Below are 16,583 nucleotides of genomic sequence, written 5' to 3' on the forward strand. Positions count from 1 at the left end.
TCATGCCCAACCCGTTCGACGATCCGAGCGGTCAGTTCGTCGTCCTGGCCAATGAGGAGGACCAGTACTCACTGTGGCCGGATTTCGTTGACATCCCGCAGGGCTGGACGGTGGTGTACGGCACCGCAGGACGTGAGGCGTGTCTCGGCTTCATCCGCGAGACGTGGACCGACCTGCGACCGCGCAGCTTACGCGCGCAACTCGGCGAAGCCCCGCCCGGCAACGCCCCGGACGCCGGCGCCATGACGGGCAGCGCGTCGTGACCGTCGTCGTGAACCCGGACACCCGGCTGGCCGCACCGGTCACAGCCGCCGCGATGATCGAGGCGCAGGCCGCCCTGTCTCCGGCGGCGGCCGCGGTCGTCGCGGTGAGTGTGACGCTCACCTACGCCGAACTGAACGCTCGCGCCAACCGCCTGGCCCGCCGCCTGGTCGAGCGGGGCGCGGGTCCCGACAGCCTGGTCGCGCTCGCGCTGCCGCGCGACGCCGGCCTCGTCGTCGCGGTCCTGGCGGTGCTCAAGGCGGGCGCCGGCTACTTGCCGCTGGACGACCGCCACCCCGCAGAACGGATCACGTACATCCTCGACGATGCCCGCCCTGCCCTCCTGCTGACCACCAGCACCATGGGCACCAGCAACGCCACCATTGCCACGGCCACTGCCGACGCCATGGGCGCCATCGGGCCGTCGGCGATGGCCGCCATCCGCTCCGGCATCCCGGTGCTCGACCCGCGCGAACCCGCCGACGTTCCCGCCCCTGAGAGCTCGAACCTGACCGACTCCGACCGCATCGGCGCCGTCGACGGAAAGCACCTCGCCTACACCATCTACACCTCGGGCTCGACCGGACGCCCCAAAGGTGTCGCCATCACCCACGACAGCATGACGAACCTGCTGCGCTGGTCCTCGGCCCGCTTCGGCCCCGACGGCCTGGCCCGCACCCTGCTCACCACCTCGCTCAGCTTCGACGTCTCGGTCTTCGAGTTGTTCGCCCCACTGGTCTGCGGCGGCACCGTCGAGGTCCTCCAGGACGCGCTCGCGCTCGCCGACCGACCGGCCGACGCGCCGCGCGCCACCCTGGTCAGCGGCGTCCCCTCGGTGCTGGACCAGCTGACCGCGCGCGAGCACCGGTGCACGCAGTCCGAGACCGTGGTCTTCGCCGGGGAGGGCCTGTCCCCCCGCGTCGCCGCCTCGGTCAAGCAGGCCACCGGCGCGGCCCGGATCATGAACATCTACGGCCCGACCGAAGCCACGGTGTACGCCACCGCCTGGTCGGACGAGGAGGAGGTGGCCGGAGCCCCGCCGATCGGCAGGCCCCTGCCCAACTTCGAGGCCTACGTGCTGGACGACGAGCTGCGCCCGGTGCCGGACGGTGCCGGAGGCGAGCTCTACATCGCCGGCGCGGGACTCGCCCGGTGCTACGTCAACCGTCCCGACCTGACGGCCGAGCGCTTCGTCGCCTGTCCCTTCCGGCCCGGCGAGCGCATGTACCGCACCGGCGACCTGGTCCGGCGCACGGCACAGGGGCTGCTGGTCTTCGAGGGCCGGGTGGACGACCAGGTGAAGATCCGCGGCTTCCGTATCGAGCTGGGCGAGGTGCAGTCCGTTCTGGAGGAGCATCCGGCGGTCGCGCACGCCGCCGTCGCCGTACACCGTGACGCGGGCGACGCGCAGCTCGTCGGCTATGTCGTCCCCGCCGCGACGGCGGAGCCGGAGACCGCGGGCCTGCCCACGCTGATCCGCGACTGGCTGGCCACCAGGCTCCCGGCCGCCATGGTGCCCTCCGCCGTGCTGCTCCTGGACCGGCTGCCCCTCAACAGCAACGGCAAGCTGGACCGCGCGCAGCTCCCCGCCCCGCCGCGGGAACGTTCCCAGGCGCTCGGCAGTCGGCCCGCCAATCAGCGGGAAGCCGCCGTCTGCGCCGCCTTCGCCGACGTGCTGGGTCTGGACGGCGTCGGTCCGGCCGACGACTTCTTCGCCCTGGGCGGGCACTCGCTGCTCGCCGTCCGCCTGGTCGGACGGCTGAACGCTGGGCTGTCGATCCGGGCGGTGTTCGACGCGCCCACGCCCGCGGCCCTGGCCGCACTGATGGAACCGGGCGCGAGCACCCGCCCACCCGTCCTGCCTGCCGTACGGCCCGAGCGGGTCCCGCTCTCCCCCGCCCAGCAGCGGATGTGGTTCCTCGGCCAGCTCGGCGCCTCACCCACCTACACGCTGCCCTTCGCCGTCCGGCTGCGTGGCGCGCTCGACCACGCGGCCCTGCGCGCCGCCGTGGCCGACCTGTTCGCCAGGCACGAAGCCCTACGCACGGTCTTCACCGTGCACGAGGACCGGCCGTACCAGACCGTGCTGCCGGCCGAGGCCGCACGCCCGCCAATGCCGGTCGAGCACACCGAGGACCTGGCGGCCACCATCCGCCAGGACATCCGGCGGCCCTTCGACCTGGCCGCCGATCTGCCGATGCGGGTCCGGCTGTTCCGCCTCGGCCCCGCCGAGCACGTGCTCCTGCTGACCATGAACCACATCGGCAGCGACGGCTGGTCGATGCTCCCGCTCACACGGGACCTGCACGACGCCTATGCCGCGCGGCGGCAGGGCGCCTCCCCTGCCTGGCCGCCACTGCCGGTGCAGTACGCCGACTACACGCTGTGGCAGGCGGAGTTGCTCGGCTCGGGTACCCGCCGTACCCCGCTCGCGACCCGGCAGCTCGACTTCTGGCGCCGCACGCTGCGTGACCTGCCGGACAGCCCCTCCCTCGCCGCCGACCTGCCGCGGCCGGCGGTCGCGAGCGGGCGTGGCGAGATGACGGCCATCGCCGTCGACCCGTCGCTGCACCGGAGGCTGGCGGCCCTTGCCAGGCGTACCGGCACGACGGTGTTCATGATTCTGCAGGCGGCGATCGCGGCGTTGCTGACCAGGCTCGGCGCGCCTGCGGACATCCCGATCGGAACCCCGGTCATCGGCCGCTCCGACCCGGCGCTGGACGAGCTCATCGGCTTCTTCGTCAACACCGTCGTCCTGCGGACCGACGTCTCGGGTGACCCGGACCTGGTGGGGTTGCTGGACCGGGTACGGCAGGCCGACCTGGACGCCTTCGACCATCAGGACGTGCCCTTCGAAGATGTCGTCGAGGAGGTCAATCCGGCACGCTCGCTGTCACGCAACCCGCTGTTCCAGGTCATGCTCCAGCTGACCGTCGAGAGGTCCGGCGAGGGCTTCCGCCTGCCCGGCCTGGCCGCCGAGACCGAAGAGGTCTTCACCGGCGCCGCCCTCTTCGACCTGCTGTTCGAGCTCACCGAGCGGCACGGGGCCGACGGCGCGCCCGCCGGCATCCACGGCAGGCTGGAGTACGCCACCGACCTCTACCTGCCCGAGTCCGCCCGGCTGATCGCGGCCCGTTTCGTGGTCCTGCTGGAACGGTGGGCCGCCGAGCCCGGCCGCCGGCTGTCCGAGGTGGACATCTTCCTGCCCGGAGAGCGGGACGACGTGCTCCACAGGTGGAACGCGACGGACACCGAGCTGCCCACCGCCACGCTGCCGGACCTCATCGAGCTCCAAGTCGCGGCCACGCCGGACCGGGCCGCGATCCGCTGCTTCACCGGCGAACTGACCTTCGCCCAACTCAACGAGCGGGCCAACCGCCTGGCCCGGCTGCTGCTGTCGCGGGGCGTCGGCCCGGGCGACCGGGTCGCGGTGCTGCTGAGCCGGGGCAGCCTCTCGGTCGAGGCCTTCCTCGCCGTCCTGAAGTGCGGCGCCGCCTACCTCCCGATCGACCCGGCCTACCCGGAGGACCGGGTCCGCTTCATGCTCCAGGACGGCGCCCCGTCGATCGTGGTGGCCGCCTCCGTACCGCGCTACCGGTTGCCCGTCGAGGTCCTGGCGCTGGACGACGCCGAGGTGAGGCGGGCGCTGGCCGAGGCCGCGGGATCCGATCCCACGGCCCGGGACAGGCCGCGGCCCCTGACCACGGAGACGCCGAACTACGTCATCTACACCTCGGGCACCACCGGACGTCCCAAGGGTGTGGTGCTGCCCGGTCGCGTCATGCTCAACGAGCTGCTGTGGCACGCCTCGGTGGTGCCCTACCACCCCGGCGCGCGGGTCGCCCAGTTCAGCGCCGTCTGCTTCGACGTCTCCGAGCAGGAGATGCTCACCGCCCTGCTCAACGGCAAGACGCTGTGCATCCCCGACGAGGACACCCGCCAGGACCCCGTGCGCCTGGCCCGGTGGCTGGAGGCGGAAGCCATCACCGAGTTCTACCCGACCAACGCCGTGCTGGCCGCGGTCTACGAGGCGGCGACCAACCTGGGACTGGGCCTGCCCGCCCTGCGGTACGTCATCCAGGGCGGCGAGGCGCTCCAGCTCACCCCGCTGGTGCGCGGGTTCCATGCCGCGCGTCCCTGGCTCACCCTCCGCAACGAGTACGGGCCGTCGGAGACGCACGGCGTCACGGGCGACGCGCTGCCGGCCGCGGTCGAGGACTGGCCGGCCCTGCCCACGGTCGGGCGGCCCATCTGGAACACGCAGGTCTACATCCTCGACGAGGCTCTGCGGCCGGTGCCCGTCGGCGTGGTCGGCGAGCTGTATCTGGCCGGCAACAATCTCGCCCACGGTTACCTGGGCCGCCCGGAGCTGACCGCCGAACGCTTCGTCGCCGACCCGTTCGGCCCGTCGGGCGGCCGGATGTACCGCAGCGGCGACCGCGGCCGGTGGCGTCCGGATGGCACGGTGGAACTGGCCGGGCGAACCGACGACCAGGTCAAGATCCGGGGCGTGCGCGTGGAACTCGGCGAGCTGAACACCATCCTGGCCGCGCACCCGGGCGTGGCACAGGCGGCGACCGTCGTCCGCCAGGCCGATCCGGGCGACCTGCGCCTGGTCGCCTACGTCGTGCCGGTCGCCGCCGACGATCCGCCGGCGCCCGCGGCGCTGCGCCGCCATCTGGCCGCGGCGGTGCCGACCGCGGTCATCCCCTCCGCCTTCGTCATCCTGGGCTCGCTCCCGGTCACCGCCAACGGCAAGCTCGACCGGGCCCGGCTGCCGGAGCCGGCGGTGTCCGGCTCCGGCAGGCAGTCGCCGGCCACAGATCGCGAGGTCCAGGTCTGCGAGCTGTTCACCGAGGTGCTCGGCGCCACCGAGATCGGGGTGCGAGACAACTTCTTCGACCTGGGCGGCCACTCGCTGCTCGCCACCCGGCTGGTCAATCGCCTGTCCACGGTCCTCGGCATCGAGGTGAGCGTCCGGACGCTGTTCGAAGCGCCCACGCCGGCCGAACTGGCAGCGTGGATCGACTCCCGGGGATCCGTGCCCCCCATCCCGGCCGCCTGAGACCGGACACCATGAGAATCTGGAAGGGCCATATGGACACCTCTTCACACCCCACCGACACCCTTTACTACGATCTGCTGCCGACGGAGCAGGAGCGGATCGAGGACCTCTTGTCGTCCACGATCAGCCAGTACTCCCACCCGGAGGCGCCGGAGTTCCTGCTGGACGCCCCGCAGGTCGCCGCCGGGCTGCCGACCGGGCTGACCCGCTTCCTGCGCGCGTTCCAGCTGACCGAGCCCGCGGGGGCGCTGGTCGTGCGGGGCTTCCAGGTGGACGACTCCGCCATCGGACCGACGCCGCCGCACTGGTCGAAGCAGGCCGACCCGGTCTCCACCAGGCGCGAGGAGTTCTTCTTCCTGCTCGTGGCCTCGATCCTGGGCGAGCCGTTCGGCTGGTCGACGTTGCAGGACGGCAGGCTCGTCCACAACGTCATCCCCATCCGCGGCGAGGAACACCAGCAGAGCGGCCATGGAAGCGCCAACCTGCTCGAATGGCACACCGAGGACGGCTTCCACCCCTACCGGTGCGACTACCTGGGCCTGATGGGCCTGCGCAACAACGGCAAGGTGCCCACCACCTACGCCAGCGTCGTCACCCTGGACCTGCCGGAAGACATCCTGCGTACGCTTTCCGAGCCACGTTTCCTGATCCGCCCCGACGACGAGCACCTGCGCAACGCGCGCCAGGACATGGCCTCGCCCAACTCCACCGTCCTGCAGATAGGCCACGCCCCGCGGCCCACGGCGATCCTGTTCGGCGGTCCCGATCGCCCGTACCTGCGCATCGACCCGTACTTCATGTCGGCGGTGCCGGACGACGCCGAGGCGGCGGTCGCGCTGGAACTGGCGACCAAGCAGCTGAACGACTGCCTGGAAGATATCGTGGTGCACGCCGGGGAGATCCTCTTCATCGACAACTTCCGGGCGGTCCACGGCCGGCGTCCGTTCCACGCCGCCTACGACGGCGCCGATCGCTGGTTGAAGAAGAGCGTCGTCACCCGGGATCTTCGCCGGTCACGCGCCATCCGCGCCGGTGCCGACTCGCGAGTCCTCCTCTGATGCCCGCCTCAGCTGATATCCACCGCAGTCGCACGACGAGATTGAGATGACCTGATGACCGTAACCGGCCCGGCGGCCGACTCGCCGTACCCACCCAAGAGCTTTCTCCTGTGCAGCCCCGACCACTTCGACGTCACCTTCGAGATCAACCCTTGGATGACCACCGAACGCCGTCCGGACCGGGACAGGAGCTGGCTCGAGTGGAACGCGCTGGTTGCCGGGCTGCGCTCGGTCGGCGCCACGGTGCACCATTTCCCCTCGCTGCCCGGGCTGTCGGACATGGTCTTCCCCACCGATGTGGGCGTCGTGACCGCCGGCCGTTTCGTCCGGGCCCGCTTCCGGCATCCGGAACGCAGCAACGAGGCCGAGCACGGCGCGGCCTGGCTCCTGGAGCACGGGTTCACCGAGATCCCGTGGCCAGACGACCCCGCCCTCTACCTGGAGGGCGGGGATGTGGTCCGGTTCGGCGAGGTGCTGCTGTGCGGCACCGGCCCGCGCACCTCGCCCGCCGCGGCGCAGCATCTGTCCCACGTCCTCGGCGTCGAGGTGGTGGCGGTGCCGATCGTCGACCCGCGCTTCTACCACCTTGACATGTCCTTCTGCCCGCTCGATGACCGCCGGGCGCTCTACGCGCCGGCCGTCTGGGACGTGGAAGGCCAGCGGGCCGTGGAGAAACTGGTGCCGGAGCCGCTGATCATCAGTGTCGACGAGGCGCTCACCTTCAGCGCCAACTCCGTGGTGGTCGGACGCACCGTGGTCATGCCCGCCTGCCCGCCGCGGATCAGGACGGCGCTGGAGGACTGGGGGTTCACGGTCCTGCTCTCACCTGTGGCGGAGTTCCTCAAGGCCGGCGGCGGCATCCGCTGCATGGCGCTCGACCTCGACCTGCTGGGCCGGGCGTAACCCCCACGGCCGGGTCCGTCCAGTGCGCCCGGCGTGCGGGGCGCTGACCACTCACGTGCACGGCTACTGCGCCTCCGCCGCCGATCGCCCGAACCTCCCAGATGGTCCAGCGGGAGCTCACGGCAGCAGGATCGTGCCGATGCCGAGCAGGGCGCAGATGCCGAGGATGCGCAGCATCGGCCACTTCAGCACGAACGTCATGACCAGCGCCGCCACCGTGATCCCGAGGGCGACGGGGCTGAGCGTGCCCGTGTCCGGCAGTTGGCTGCTGAACGGGCCGTCGTCCCAGATGAAGGTGCGGCCGAACAGGGTGTGCTCGGCGAAGTAGAGCGCCAGGTTGGCGATGACTCCCACCACGGAGGCGGTGATGCCGGTCAGGGCGGCGCTGATGGCGGTGTTGTGGCGCAGCTTTTCGACGTAGGGGGCGCCGAGGAAGATGAACAGGAAGCACGGCACGAAGGTGACCCAGGTGGTCAGCAACGCTCCCAGCAGCGCACCGGCCCACGGGGTCAGGACACCGGGGTCGCGGTAGGCGCCGAGAAAGGCGACGAACTGCACCACCATGATGAGCGGGCCCGGCGTGGTCTCGGCCAGGGCCAGCCCGCGCACCATCTCGCCCGGGCTGAGCCAGCCGTAGATTTCCACGGCCCGCTGGGCGACGAACGCCAGCACGGCGTAGGCGCCGCCGAAGGTGACCAGCGCGGTGCCGGAGAAGAACAACCCCTGAGTGGTGAACACGCTGTCCGTGCCGAGGAAGAGGGCCACCGCGGCCACCGGCAGCCACCAGGCGACCAGCCCGACGGCGAGGATCTTGCCGGCCGACCGCCAGCTGGGCTGGGCGTGGTGCAGGGCGTCGTCGGAAATCAGCGGCGCCGGGCCGCCGTCGCCGCCGTGCCCGTTGCCCTTGGTGACAACGTGCGGGACCAGCTTGTGCACCGTCCACCCGATGACGGCGGCGACGGCGATCACGATGGGGAACGGCACCCCGAACAGCGCCAGCGCGCCGAAGGCGGCCACTGCCACGGCGATGAACAGCGGGTGGGTCAGCGAGCGCTTGGCGACCCGGATGACGGCCTGGGCGACGATGGCCAGCACCGCCGGGGCGATCCCGGCGAACAGGGCGGTCACCATGGTGGTGTCCTGCCACAGCACGTACACCGCAGACAGCGCGAGCAGCGCGAGCATGCCGGGCAGCACGAACAGCGTGCCGGCGACCAGTCCGCCGCGGGTGCCGTTGAGCAGCCAGCCGACGTAGATGGCGAGCTGCTGGGCTTCGGGTCCGGGCAGCAGCATGCAGTAGTTGAGCGCGTGGTTGAAGCGTTGCTGGCCGATCCAGCGTTTCTCCTCCACAAGGGTGCGCTGCATGACCGCGATCTGCCCGGCTGGCCCGCCGAAGGTCTGCAGCGAGATGCCGAACCAGGCCCGCACGGCCTGCCGGAACGGGATCACGTCGCGGGTTACTTCAATAGTCACGTCAACCTCATCAGGGCGGGTGCTGGTCGGCGGGCAGGCGGACGGATCGGAAGATCTGCCACAGGGTCAGGTCGTGAGCGGTCTTGGCGGCTCCCGCGATGACGAACGGGAGCGCCACCCCACCGCGCCAGTGCCACGCCGGCGGCGAGCGTGCCGGCCAGGACAGCCGCCGGCACAAGCCCCACCGCGGTCGGTGTCGGGCCGTCGAGCCGCAGGATCGCACCGAGCTGGACGGCCGCGATACCGTACCCGAGACCGCGCAGCGCCTGGGAGGTCAGCAGCAGGCCCGCCACGCGGCCGGCCGGGCTCATGCCGGTTCCCGCCCCAGCAGCAGCGCGCGCCGGTGGAACTCGTACAGGCCGTCGAAGATCGGCCCGGTGACCTCCAGCACCCGGTCGTCGTCGCAGATCATCGACAGCCCGCGCAGGATCACGTCCACGCCGCGCGCCTCGGGCGCGTCGAACCGCTCGTCGTCGATGTCGGCCTCGTGCACGATCTCGGCGATCTTCCACAACACCGGGTCGTCGAGCTCGTAGCGGCGCAGGATCGTCTCGAAGCTGCAGTCGTGCCCGTGATGCGACAGCTCGGCCCCGCGCATGTCGAACGGCGTCGCCTCCGCGGGCACCGCTGCGGGGTCGTCGACGAACATGAACTCCGGATCGGGATCGATGTGCCGGCGGATGAGCCAGGCGCACGCGGCCCGGTCGATGTGCACGCCGGCGCGCGTGGCCCACCTCATCGCGTGACCTCGCTCGGCTCTTCTTCGGCCAGAGCCTTCACCGCGCGCTGAGCGGCCTCGCGCTCGGCGGGCGGGAAGTAGTCGCGGCGGCCGATCCGGCGCAGCTCGGCCTGCAGCCGCTTCAGGGCGCGGCTGCGTTCACCGGGCCGCGCTCGGGCCGCTGCCTCGGCCTGTTCGAGCACCGCCCGGTACTCGGCCGCCCGTGCCTGGCGCATCTCGGCGGCGATGGCCTTCTCCTGCGCAGCGCTGCCGGCGGCGGCCAGCCACACGGTGGAGCTGCCGCCCATCTCGCCGATCTCCTCGGCGAGCCAGTCGATCTGCTCCCGGGTCCGGGCATCGGCGGGCAGGGCCACCAGCCCGTCGCCCAGCCGCGCCACGCCAAGCCGGTCCAGCTTGCGCCAGATCGTGATCCGCAGGGTCGAGGGCTGGCGTGGGATGCGATACGCCAGCAGCACCCATTGCCCGGCCGTGCCCGTCACCGTCGCGTCCACCCCATCATCCGACTGACCGAAACCATAGTTACTGTAACCGTGGTTGCATTGAATCGGCAACCGGAGGGATGGCGAGCTGAGCACGCCCACGAGCCAGGTTGCTCGATGACCCCCGTTATCATGCGCAGGCCGTCGCGGTGCGCAATCGCGGGCAGCACGAGCAGGACCATCCCCGGTGCTTTCGCCGGCCGCGTCACAAAGCGCACCTGTGTACCGACAGGCGACTCCCCGGATGCTCAAGCGACAGGGACCACCGGCGCCGGAAAACCGTTTGAGCCTTCCTCCCGCGTTCTTGTAGGTTGCCTGCGGCCCCGTCGCAATGAGGACAGAGGACAAAACCGCGTGACCCCGCCTGCTCTTTAGACCTGACACCTTCTTCCGCTCACCTTCAAGCCGACCCTCCCGTCGGCTCTGCCGGGCTGCCCGTGTGCGCCCGGTCATACAGCGTTTGAGGCCGCGCGCGATCGGCCTCGTGTCAGGTCTAGAGAGATCATGTCTTCACAACCTCATACTGTGCTGCCCTGGGTCGTCCGCCGGACCAGGCTGCCGCTGCTGTCGTTGCGGTGCGTGGACTGCCGGTCGGAGTCGGCCACCACCGGCGAGGGCAGGTTCCGCGTCAACGCCAACGGCAAGCTGCTGGACGTGTGGCTGCTGGTCCGCTGCGTGTCCTGCGGTCGGACGAGCAAGCTCACCGTGCACGAGCGAGCGCCGGTCAGATCCTTCGATCCGGCCGAGCTCGACGGCTACCACACCAACGATCCGGAGCTGGTGGCGTCCAGGCTGTTGGATCCGCTGCTCGCCCAGCGCAACCGCTTCACCCTGGACTGGAAGGGGGCCTGGCGGCTGGACACCCCGTCGGCATGGCCCGACGAGGTGTGGCCGGTCCAGGTGGAGGTCGTCTTCGAGGATCCGGTGCCGGTGCGCCCGGAGCGGCTCATCGCGCAGGGGCTCGGCCTCAGCAGGAACGAGGTGCTGCGCCGGATCAAGTGCGACATTCCGCTGCGCCGTCCGACGAGCGCCGGGTTCACCTTTACCGTGATGGCCGGGGACTAGCGGGGATGTAGCCGCGGCGCGCGATCCCCTCAAGCATCCGTGCGAAATACGCCTCGTCCAGCGGCGGCTCCGGTGGCACGGAGTCGCCCACGGCGGCCACGGTGCGCGCGCCGCGGCGGCGCCCACAGTCGACGTCTCCGTCGGCGTCGTCCATGAAACCCCGGCAGAATTTCGGCGTCTGCCGGTGCGGGCCGATGCTCAGCTCAGGCGGGCTCGCAGGAGGCAGAATTCGTTGTCTTCAGGGTCGACCAGGACGTGCCAGGGCTCCTCGCCGGTCTGGCCGATGTCGGCCGGGCGCGCCCCGAGCTTCAGGAGGCGTTCGAGTTCGGCGTCCTGATCGCGGTCGGTGGCGTTGACGTCGAAGTGCAGCCGCAGCTTGCCCGCCTTGGGCTCGGTGGTGGGGCTGAAGACCAGAGTCGGCTGCAATCCGCCGAACCCTTCCTGCGGTCCGATCTCCACCGCGCCCCCGTCCTCAGTGTCGAGCACGACGAAGCCCAGCACCTCGCACCAGAACGCCGCCAGCCGTTGCGGATCCCGGCAAGGGATTATCAGTTCGGAAATGCGACAAGCCATGATCGGCACCCTACCCGGCATCAACCGCACGCAGCCAATCCTTGAACGCCCCAGGGCCGCGACGCAGTGGGCATCCGGGAGCGCCGGGCCGGCCCGGGCTGCCTTGCCGCCCGGACCTTGATCAGTTGGCCGTGGGAGCGAAGTGACCTCGATGTCCTGCTCGCCACTGCAATGGCGGTTTCCCCCCGTGGCCGTGTTGTGCGCCGCAGGCACCCGTGTGCGGCGCCGTCCCGGTGACGGACACGCTCATGCCTTCGTCGGCACCGGGCCCGGCCGCCGTACCCACGTGGTCGGCGTCTTCCCCCGACCGGCCCGCACCATCCGCCTCGCTCCCTGCTCCCTGCGGGAGATCACTCCAAGAGCTACCCCCCGAACTCAATGCTCATCGTGGGTGGCGAGCTTTTCGATGGTGTGGAGTTCCTGGTCGATTTTCGCGAGGGCGGCGCGGTCGACCTGCGATTCGTGCGGGCCGGGCGCCGGGGTCCGCCCGCGCCGGTGCTCAAGATGCGCCAGCAGGGTCTCGCCGCCCAGGCGGCGGGCGGCGAAGGCGATGACGATCGTGTCGGATTGCATGACGCACCAGCCCGGCCGGAGCCTGGCGTCCATCGCGTCCTCGCGGCCGGCGGTGTCTCGCACCAGCAGGCGCAGAAACTCGCCGCGCCGCTCGATGACACGCACCTGGGCGACGCCGGGCTCGTAGCGGGGGGTGGCGTGTTCCAGGTCCGCGATGACCTGCCACACGGCCTCGAAGGGCGCGGCGATGCGGCGCTGCCCGACAACGGCGCCGGGCAAGGCGGCCGCGAGTATGGCCAGGCGGTCGATCGGATCGATGTCGGGGCGTGCCACGGGCTCGTTCACGATTCCCACACCTCCCGGAACGCGGCCCTGGCTCGATGCAGCCGGGATTTCACGGTTCCTGTCGGGATCCCCAACGTGGTGGCGATCTCTTGTTCGCTGAGGCCTTCCCGGGTACGCAAGACCTGGTACACGCCCCCAACGGCAACGCCTCGCCCATGCCCCTGGCCGGCATCGCCGTGGCCGGCGGGCTCGTGCTCGGCGGCGGCTTCCTGCTGACCCGCTCCCTGCGCGTGATGATCGCCGACGACTCGGGGCTCTTCCGTGCGGGCCTGGCCGTCCTGCTGGAACGCGCGAGCTTCGTGGTCACGCGGTCTGGCGGGCGAGCCGCTCGATGGGACTGGTGCCGCTGGAACACGGTCTCCGGGCCGGCTCGTACGGCATATCAGGGCCCTGCATCGAGCCCTCGGATCAGCGAGCCAGCAATGCGTCGATCTCGCCCATCTGAGCCGGGGCCAGTGGGCCATGATCGAGGGCCGCCGCGTTCTCCTCCACCTGAGCGATCGACTTGAACCCAGGAATGGGGATCATCTGGTCACCCCGTGCGAGTATCCATGCCAGGGCGCCCTGGGCGAGAGACCGGCCGCCGCTGGTGAGGATCTCCCGGATGGCGACGAGCCGGTCGAGGGAGTCCTGGTCGGGACGTCCGTCGCGGAAATAGCTCACCCAAGAGTGCCCGCTGGCGCGTACGTCATCGGCGGGCAACCGCGACTCGGCGGTGAACTTGCCGGTCAACAGGCCCATCGCCAGTGGCGAACGAGCCAGGCCGGCCAGTCCGGTCTCCTCGCAGACCTCGATCATGCCGGGTGCGTCGCTGAGCACGTTGATGGCGAACTGCACCGCCGCCGCCCCACGCTGGCCGGCCAGTCGGCGGGCCCGCTCCTGATCGTCGGTGCTCCATCCGTAGCTGCGGATCATGCCCTTGTCGACCAGGCTCTCCAGCGCGGCGAAGACGTCCTCGGCGGCAGCGGTGTCGACGTCTCCCACATGCATCTGGTAAAGGTCGATGTAGTCGGTGCCCAGACGGGCCAGGGACGCCTCGCATGCGCGCTGGACGTACGCGGCGGAGGTGTCGGTGCCGGTGATCTCCTTTCGCGCCTCGTCGTAGGTGTAGCCGAACTTCGTGGCGATGACGACGGCGTCGCGCCGGTTCCCCAGGGCACGGCCGAGGACTCGCTCACTGCGGCCGGTGCCATAGACGTCGGCGGTGTCGAAGAGGGTGATGCCCAGGTCGACGGCGCGGTTGATCGCGCGAGCGGACTCGTCATCGTCCACGGCCCCCCAGCCGTCCTGCATGCCGCGGAGCAGGAACGGCCCGCCGATCGCCCAGCAACCCAGCCCGATCGCGCTGACCTCCAGCCCCGTCTGCCCGAGCTTCCTGGTCAAGATGGTCATCTCACCACTCCTCAACGGATCTTCATGCGGTTCGTCCGCCTGCGCACTGTAGGCCCGCACTTGGTATCGTCTGAAGAGCCAATTCTTCGTAAACCGGCAAGTCCATTTCCTGGTCGATCATGCCCAAGCAATCCCCCTCCCTCGCCGCGGTCGGCATCACGCTCGACCCCGCCCCGGGTGATGCGATCTCGCGCCACCTCTATGAGCGGATCCGCGATGCCATCCTGTCCGGCCAGCTCAGGCCAGGGCTCAGGCTGCCCTCCTCGCGTGCGCTCGCGGCGGAGCTGGGTGTGTCGCGTACCACCACGGTCACCGCGTACGAGCGGCTGCGTGACGAGGGCTACCTGGACGGGCGGGTCGGCGCGGGCACCACTGTGGCACTCCTGCAGATCCCCCATCCCGCGGCGGCTCCCGTCCACGAACCTCCGCACGTACGGCAGCAGCCGCGGCTGTCGGCCCAAGGCGCCGCCCTGGCCGGCGTGCGGTGGCGGATGAGGCACACCATGGACGGCCCCGGTTCGGGCCCGCCGGCGTTCCCGGTCGGCCGACCGGCGATCGACGCGTTCCCGGCCGAGCTCTGGGGCAAGGTGGTGGCACGGCGAGCCCGCCGGTCAGCCGGTTCCCTCCTGCGCTACCAGCATCCCGCCGGATACCGGCCGTTGCGCGAGGCCATCGCCGCGTACGTCGGCATGGCCCGGGCGGTGCGCTGCACCCCTGAACAGGTGCTGGTGGTGGGCGGCGCGCAGGCCGGACTCAGCCTGGCCGCCCGGCTTCTCCTCGACCCGGGTGACGACGCGTGGATGGAGGACCCGGGCTACTACGGTGCTCGCGGAGCGATCATCGCCGCCGGAGCCACCCCCGTCCCGGTACCCGTCGAGGCCGACGGCCTGGACATCGACGCCGGGAAAGCCCGGGCGCCCCACGCCCGCATCGCCTATGTGACCCCGTCGCACCAGTTCCCGCTGGGCGTCACCATGAGCCTGCCCCGCCGCCTTGCGCTGCTGGACTGGGCCCGCACCGCCGGCACCTATGTCGTGGAGGACGACTACGACAGCGAGTACCGCTACGTCGGGGATCCACTTCCCTCACTCCAGGGCCTGGACGGCGCCGGACGAGTGGTGTACGTCGGCAGCTTCAGCAAGGTGCTGTTCCCCGCGCTGCGCATCGGATACCTGATCGTGCCCGACGAACTGGTGGACGCCTTCACGGCCGGGCAACGTTTCGCGGCCGCGCACGTCCCCGCGTTGGAGCAGGCCGCCCTCACCGACTTCATCGCCGACGGGCACTTCGCCCGGCATGTTCGGCGAATGCGCGCCCTGTACGCCGAACGCGGGGCGGCCCTCGTCCAGGCGGCGCGGCAAGAGCTCGACGGCGTCCTGTCGGTGACGCCCGCCCACGCGGGCCTGCACGTCATTGGCTGGCTGCCCCAAGACATAGGTGATAGAGCGGCAGCCCTCCGGGCCGCGGCGTATGGCGTGGACGTGCAGCCCTTGTCCGCGCACGCCCAGGAACCGGCCAAACGCCCCGGACTGCTCCTCGGCCACGCAGCGACACCTGAGCCCTACATCGTCACCGCTGTCCACCGCCTCGCAGCTTCACTGACCGCCTCTGCGCGGAGCGCCCGCGGCCGGCGGGCCGGGCTGGGCGGCGATGGCGATGGCAGCTACGTCGAAGACCTCTGATCAGCGGGACTGAGCCTCGAGGGATGGCCTCTGACCAGTGGTCTCAGCCAGCACCACCGCACACACCTCCTGCGGCGCCAGGCGGTCGTCATGTTCGGTCACCGCGGGGTCGGACGGGTAGCGGGCGAGGGTGGAGCGCAGCTCCACGACGGCGTGGTGCCGGAACTCCGCGGCGTCGGAGATGCCGTACAGCGTCGCATCGGCGCGTGCCGGCCCGAGGAATGCCCGGCGCGCGAGATTACGGTCCTTGGGGGCGAGCTCGGCGAAGTCCTCCATGAGCGCCGCCGCGAGGCCGTTCCACGCGAGAACCTCGAACGCGGCCGACAGCACGAAACCGGCCGTCTGCGGCAGCCGCTCGAGGAGCGCGAGGATGCTCGGGCGGACGTCGCGCCGATGCAGTCCGGGTACCGTCTGTGCCTGCATCCGGCCTGGTGGCCGGCCCGACACTGTCGTCATGACGAACAACATTGACATCGCACCCATCGGCCTGCTCACCGGCAAGGCGGTGTTCATCAGTGGGCCCATCGAGAGGGTCCCGCCGGATGCGCCAGCGGGGTGGCTCGAAGCGGGGCAGCAGAAGAAGGCTAAGGGCGGCTGGTCTGATGGCCCCACGGACCTGATGGATGATGCCAGAGTGGCGCGCTTTGCGAAGTTCGTGGAGGAACTGCTCGACTTCCTGCTGACGCGGCTGGATGAGGCGGGGTTTGAGCGACTCATCGCCCATGAGCCCCGGCGAATGTGTGCTCCTTATATGTTCTTGGGCGGCGGCCGTGTGGAGCAGCGAGGAATGTGGTTCACGGGGTGCTGCGCTTGCTCGCAGATCCCCTCAGGAGGGTTCGACGGGGACATCAAGGTCGAAGCATGGCCATGCCTGCATGTCCGGTCTCTGACGCTGCAGTTCGCCGACGACCCGGACTACTGCCAGGGGTGGAGGCCTGAGTATGCGCTATTCGCATCGGGGAGGCTCATCCACCAGGACGACGACTAAGTGCTGAAGACACAACTCTCAGGCCAGGAGTCCCAGGGTTTCGGGTG

Annotated in this window: 15 protein-coding genes; 7 read left to right on the forward strand and 8 right to left on the reverse strand. The window is 70.7% G+C overall.

Annotation, left to right across the window (positions count from 1 at the left end; translation table 11 throughout):
* The first annotated feature begins 2 nt into the window (after positions 1–2).
* Genes ABN273_RS48550 through ABN273_RS48565 form a run of 4 tightly spaced genes read left to right on the forward strand, consistent with a single transcriptional unit; the run spans position 3 to position 7,287 of the window.
* A complete protein-coding gene (locus ABN273_RS48550) occupies positions 3–263 on the forward strand; it encodes an MbtH family protein (RefSeq protein ID WP_349456421.1) in 261 nt (86 codons plus the stop codon).
* Positions 260–5,326 (forward strand): non-ribosomal peptide synthetase, encoded by a 5,067-nt coding sequence (locus ABN273_RS48555; RefSeq protein WP_349456422.1) that lies wholly within the window; start codon positions 260–262, stop codon positions 5,324–5,326. The genes ABN273_RS48550 and ABN273_RS48555 overlap by 4 nt, the downstream gene beginning before the upstream one ends.
* Positions 5,327–5,358: 32 nt before the next feature.
* The gene (gene gntD, locus ABN273_RS48560; protein ID WP_349456423.1) at positions 5,359–6,384 is read left to right on the forward strand and encodes a guanitoxin biosynthesis L-enduracididine beta-hydroxylase GntD; all 1,026 of its coding nucleotides are present in this window, start codon (positions 5,359–5,361) and stop codon (positions 6,382–6,384) included.
* Between the two features lie 54 nt (positions 6,385–6,438).
* On the forward strand, positions 6,439–7,287 hold the full coding sequence (locus ABN273_RS48565) for a dimethylarginine dimethylaminohydrolase family protein (RefSeq protein WP_349456424.1): 849 nt from the start codon (positions 6,439–6,441) through the stop codon (positions 7,285–7,287).
* Between the two features lie 117 nt (positions 7,288–7,404).
* Here the strand turns inward: ABN273_RS48565 and chrA are convergent, their stop codons facing one another.
* From chrA to ABN273_RS48580, 3 genes are all read right to left on the reverse strand, one after another.
* Complete coding sequence (gene chrA, locus ABN273_RS48570; protein ID WP_349456425.1) at positions 7,405–8,760, reverse strand: chromate efflux transporter; 1,356 nt, start codon at positions 8,758–8,760, stop codon at positions 7,405–7,407.
* Between the two features lie 307 nt (positions 8,761–9,067).
* Positions 9,068–9,499 (reverse strand): chromate resistance protein ChrB domain-containing protein, encoded by a 432-nt coding sequence (locus tag ABN273_RS48575; protein ID WP_349456426.1) that lies wholly within the window; start codon positions 9,497–9,499, stop codon positions 9,068–9,070.
* Complete coding sequence (locus ABN273_RS48580) at positions 9,496–9,990, reverse strand: Chromate resistance protein ChrB (protein WP_349456427.1); 495 nt, start codon at positions 9,988–9,990, stop codon at positions 9,496–9,498. The genes ABN273_RS48575 and ABN273_RS48580 overlap by 4 nt, the downstream gene beginning before the upstream one ends.
* Before the next feature lie 513 nt (positions 9,991–10,503).
* Here ABN273_RS48580 and ABN273_RS48585 point away from each other — a divergent pair.
* Positions 10,504–11,043, forward strand: a complete 540-nt coding sequence (locus tag ABN273_RS48585; protein ID WP_349456428.1) for a DUF1062 domain-containing protein — start codon at positions 10,504–10,506, stop codon at positions 11,041–11,043.
* A 198-nt stretch (positions 11,044–11,241) separates the two neighbouring features.
* Here the strand turns inward: ABN273_RS48585 and ABN273_RS48590 are convergent, their stop codons facing one another.
* The 4 genes from ABN273_RS48590 to ABN273_RS48605 all read right to left on the reverse strand — a co-directional run bounded on the left by ABN273_RS48590 (position 11,242) and on the right by ABN273_RS48605 (position 13,866).
* Positions 11,242–11,616 (reverse strand): VOC family protein, encoded by a 375-nt coding sequence (locus tag ABN273_RS48590; RefSeq protein WP_349456429.1) that lies wholly within the window; start codon positions 11,614–11,616, stop codon positions 11,242–11,244.
* Between the two features lie 375 nt (positions 11,617–11,991).
* Complete coding sequence (locus tag ABN273_RS48595; RefSeq protein WP_349456430.1) at positions 11,992–12,474, reverse strand: SRPBCC family protein; 483 nt, start codon at positions 12,472–12,474, stop codon at positions 11,992–11,994.
* Positions 12,471–12,938, reverse strand: a complete 468-nt coding sequence (locus ABN273_RS48600) for a sigma factor-like helix-turn-helix DNA-binding protein (protein WP_349456431.1) — start codon at positions 12,936–12,938, stop codon at positions 12,471–12,473. Before ABN273_RS48600 ends, ABN273_RS48595 begins: the two co-directional genes overlap by 4 nt.
* Positions 12,883–13,866 (reverse strand): aldo/keto reductase, encoded by a 984-nt coding sequence (locus tag ABN273_RS48605; RefSeq protein WP_349456432.1) that lies wholly within the window; start codon positions 13,864–13,866, stop codon positions 12,883–12,885. Before ABN273_RS48605 ends, ABN273_RS48600 begins: the two co-directional genes overlap by 56 nt.
* Before the next feature lie 119 nt (positions 13,867–13,985).
* On the opposite strand from ABN273_RS48605, the gene pdxR reads away from it, so the two are divergent.
* Entirely contained in the window at positions 13,986–15,548 is a 1,563-nt protein-coding gene (gene pdxR, locus ABN273_RS48610; protein WP_349456433.1) for a MocR-like pyridoxine biosynthesis transcription factor PdxR, read from the forward strand.
* Here pdxR and ABN273_RS48615 read toward each other — a convergent pair whose 3' ends face one another.
* Positions 15,549–16,004 (reverse strand): MmyB family transcriptional regulator, encoded by a 456-nt coding sequence (locus ABN273_RS48615; RefSeq protein ID WP_349456434.1) that lies wholly within the window; start codon positions 16,002–16,004, stop codon positions 15,549–15,551.
* Between ABN273_RS48615 and ABN273_RS48620 the strand changes: the two genes are divergently transcribed.
* Positions 16,003–16,536 (forward strand): hypothetical protein, encoded by a 534-nt coding sequence (locus tag ABN273_RS48620; RefSeq protein ID WP_349456435.1) that lies wholly within the window; start codon positions 16,003–16,005, stop codon positions 16,534–16,536. The genes ABN273_RS48615 and ABN273_RS48620 overlap by 2 nt on opposite strands.
* Positions 16,537–16,583 lie beyond the last annotated feature (47 nt).

The organism is Nonomuraea sp. B19D2, from assembly GCF_040137845.1.
In the GTDB taxonomy this organism is placed as follows: Bacteria; Actinomycetota; Actinomycetes; order Streptosporangiales; family Streptosporangiaceae; genus Nonomuraea.

Excerpts from the sequence above, each read along its gene's own strand:
- gntD (WP_349456423.1), top strand. The coding sequence starts at position 5,359 with ATGGACACCTCTTCACACCCCACCGACACCCTTTACTACGATCTGCTG.
- ABN273_RS48600 (WP_349456431.1), bottom strand. The coding sequence starts at position 12,938 with ATGGCCCACTGGCCCCGGCTCAGATGGGCGAGATCGACGCATTGCTGG.
- ABN273_RS48575 (WP_349456426.1), bottom strand. The coding sequence starts at position 9,499 with ATGAGGTGGGCCACGCGCGCCGGCGTGCACATCGACCGGGCCGCGTGC.
- ABN273_RS48590 (WP_349456429.1), bottom strand. The coding sequence starts at position 11,616 with ATGGCTTGTCGCATTTCCGAACTGATAATCCCTTGCCGGGATCCGCAA.
- ABN273_RS48550 (WP_349456421.1), top strand. The coding sequence starts at position 3 with ATGCCCAACCCGTTCGACGATCCGAGCGGTCAGTTCGTCGTCCTGGCC.
- pdxR (WP_349456433.1), top strand. The coding sequence starts at position 13,986 with ATGCCCAAGCAATCCCCCTCCCTCGCCGCGGTCGGCATCACGCTCGAC.
- ABN273_RS48565 (WP_349456424.1), top strand. The coding sequence starts at position 6,439 with ATGACCGTAACCGGCCCGGCGGCCGACTCGCCGTACCCACCCAAGAGC.
- ABN273_RS48605 (WP_349456432.1), bottom strand. The coding sequence starts at position 13,866 with ATGACCATCTTGACCAGGAAGCTCGGGCAGACGGGGCTGGAGGTCAGC.
- ABN273_RS48620 (WP_349456435.1), top strand. The coding sequence starts at position 16,003 with ATGACGAACAACATTGACATCGCACCCATCGGCCTGCTCACCGGCAAG.
- ABN273_RS48615 (WP_349456434.1), bottom strand. The coding sequence starts at position 16,004 with ATGACGACAGTGTCGGGCCGGCCACCAGGCCGGATGCAGGCACAGACG.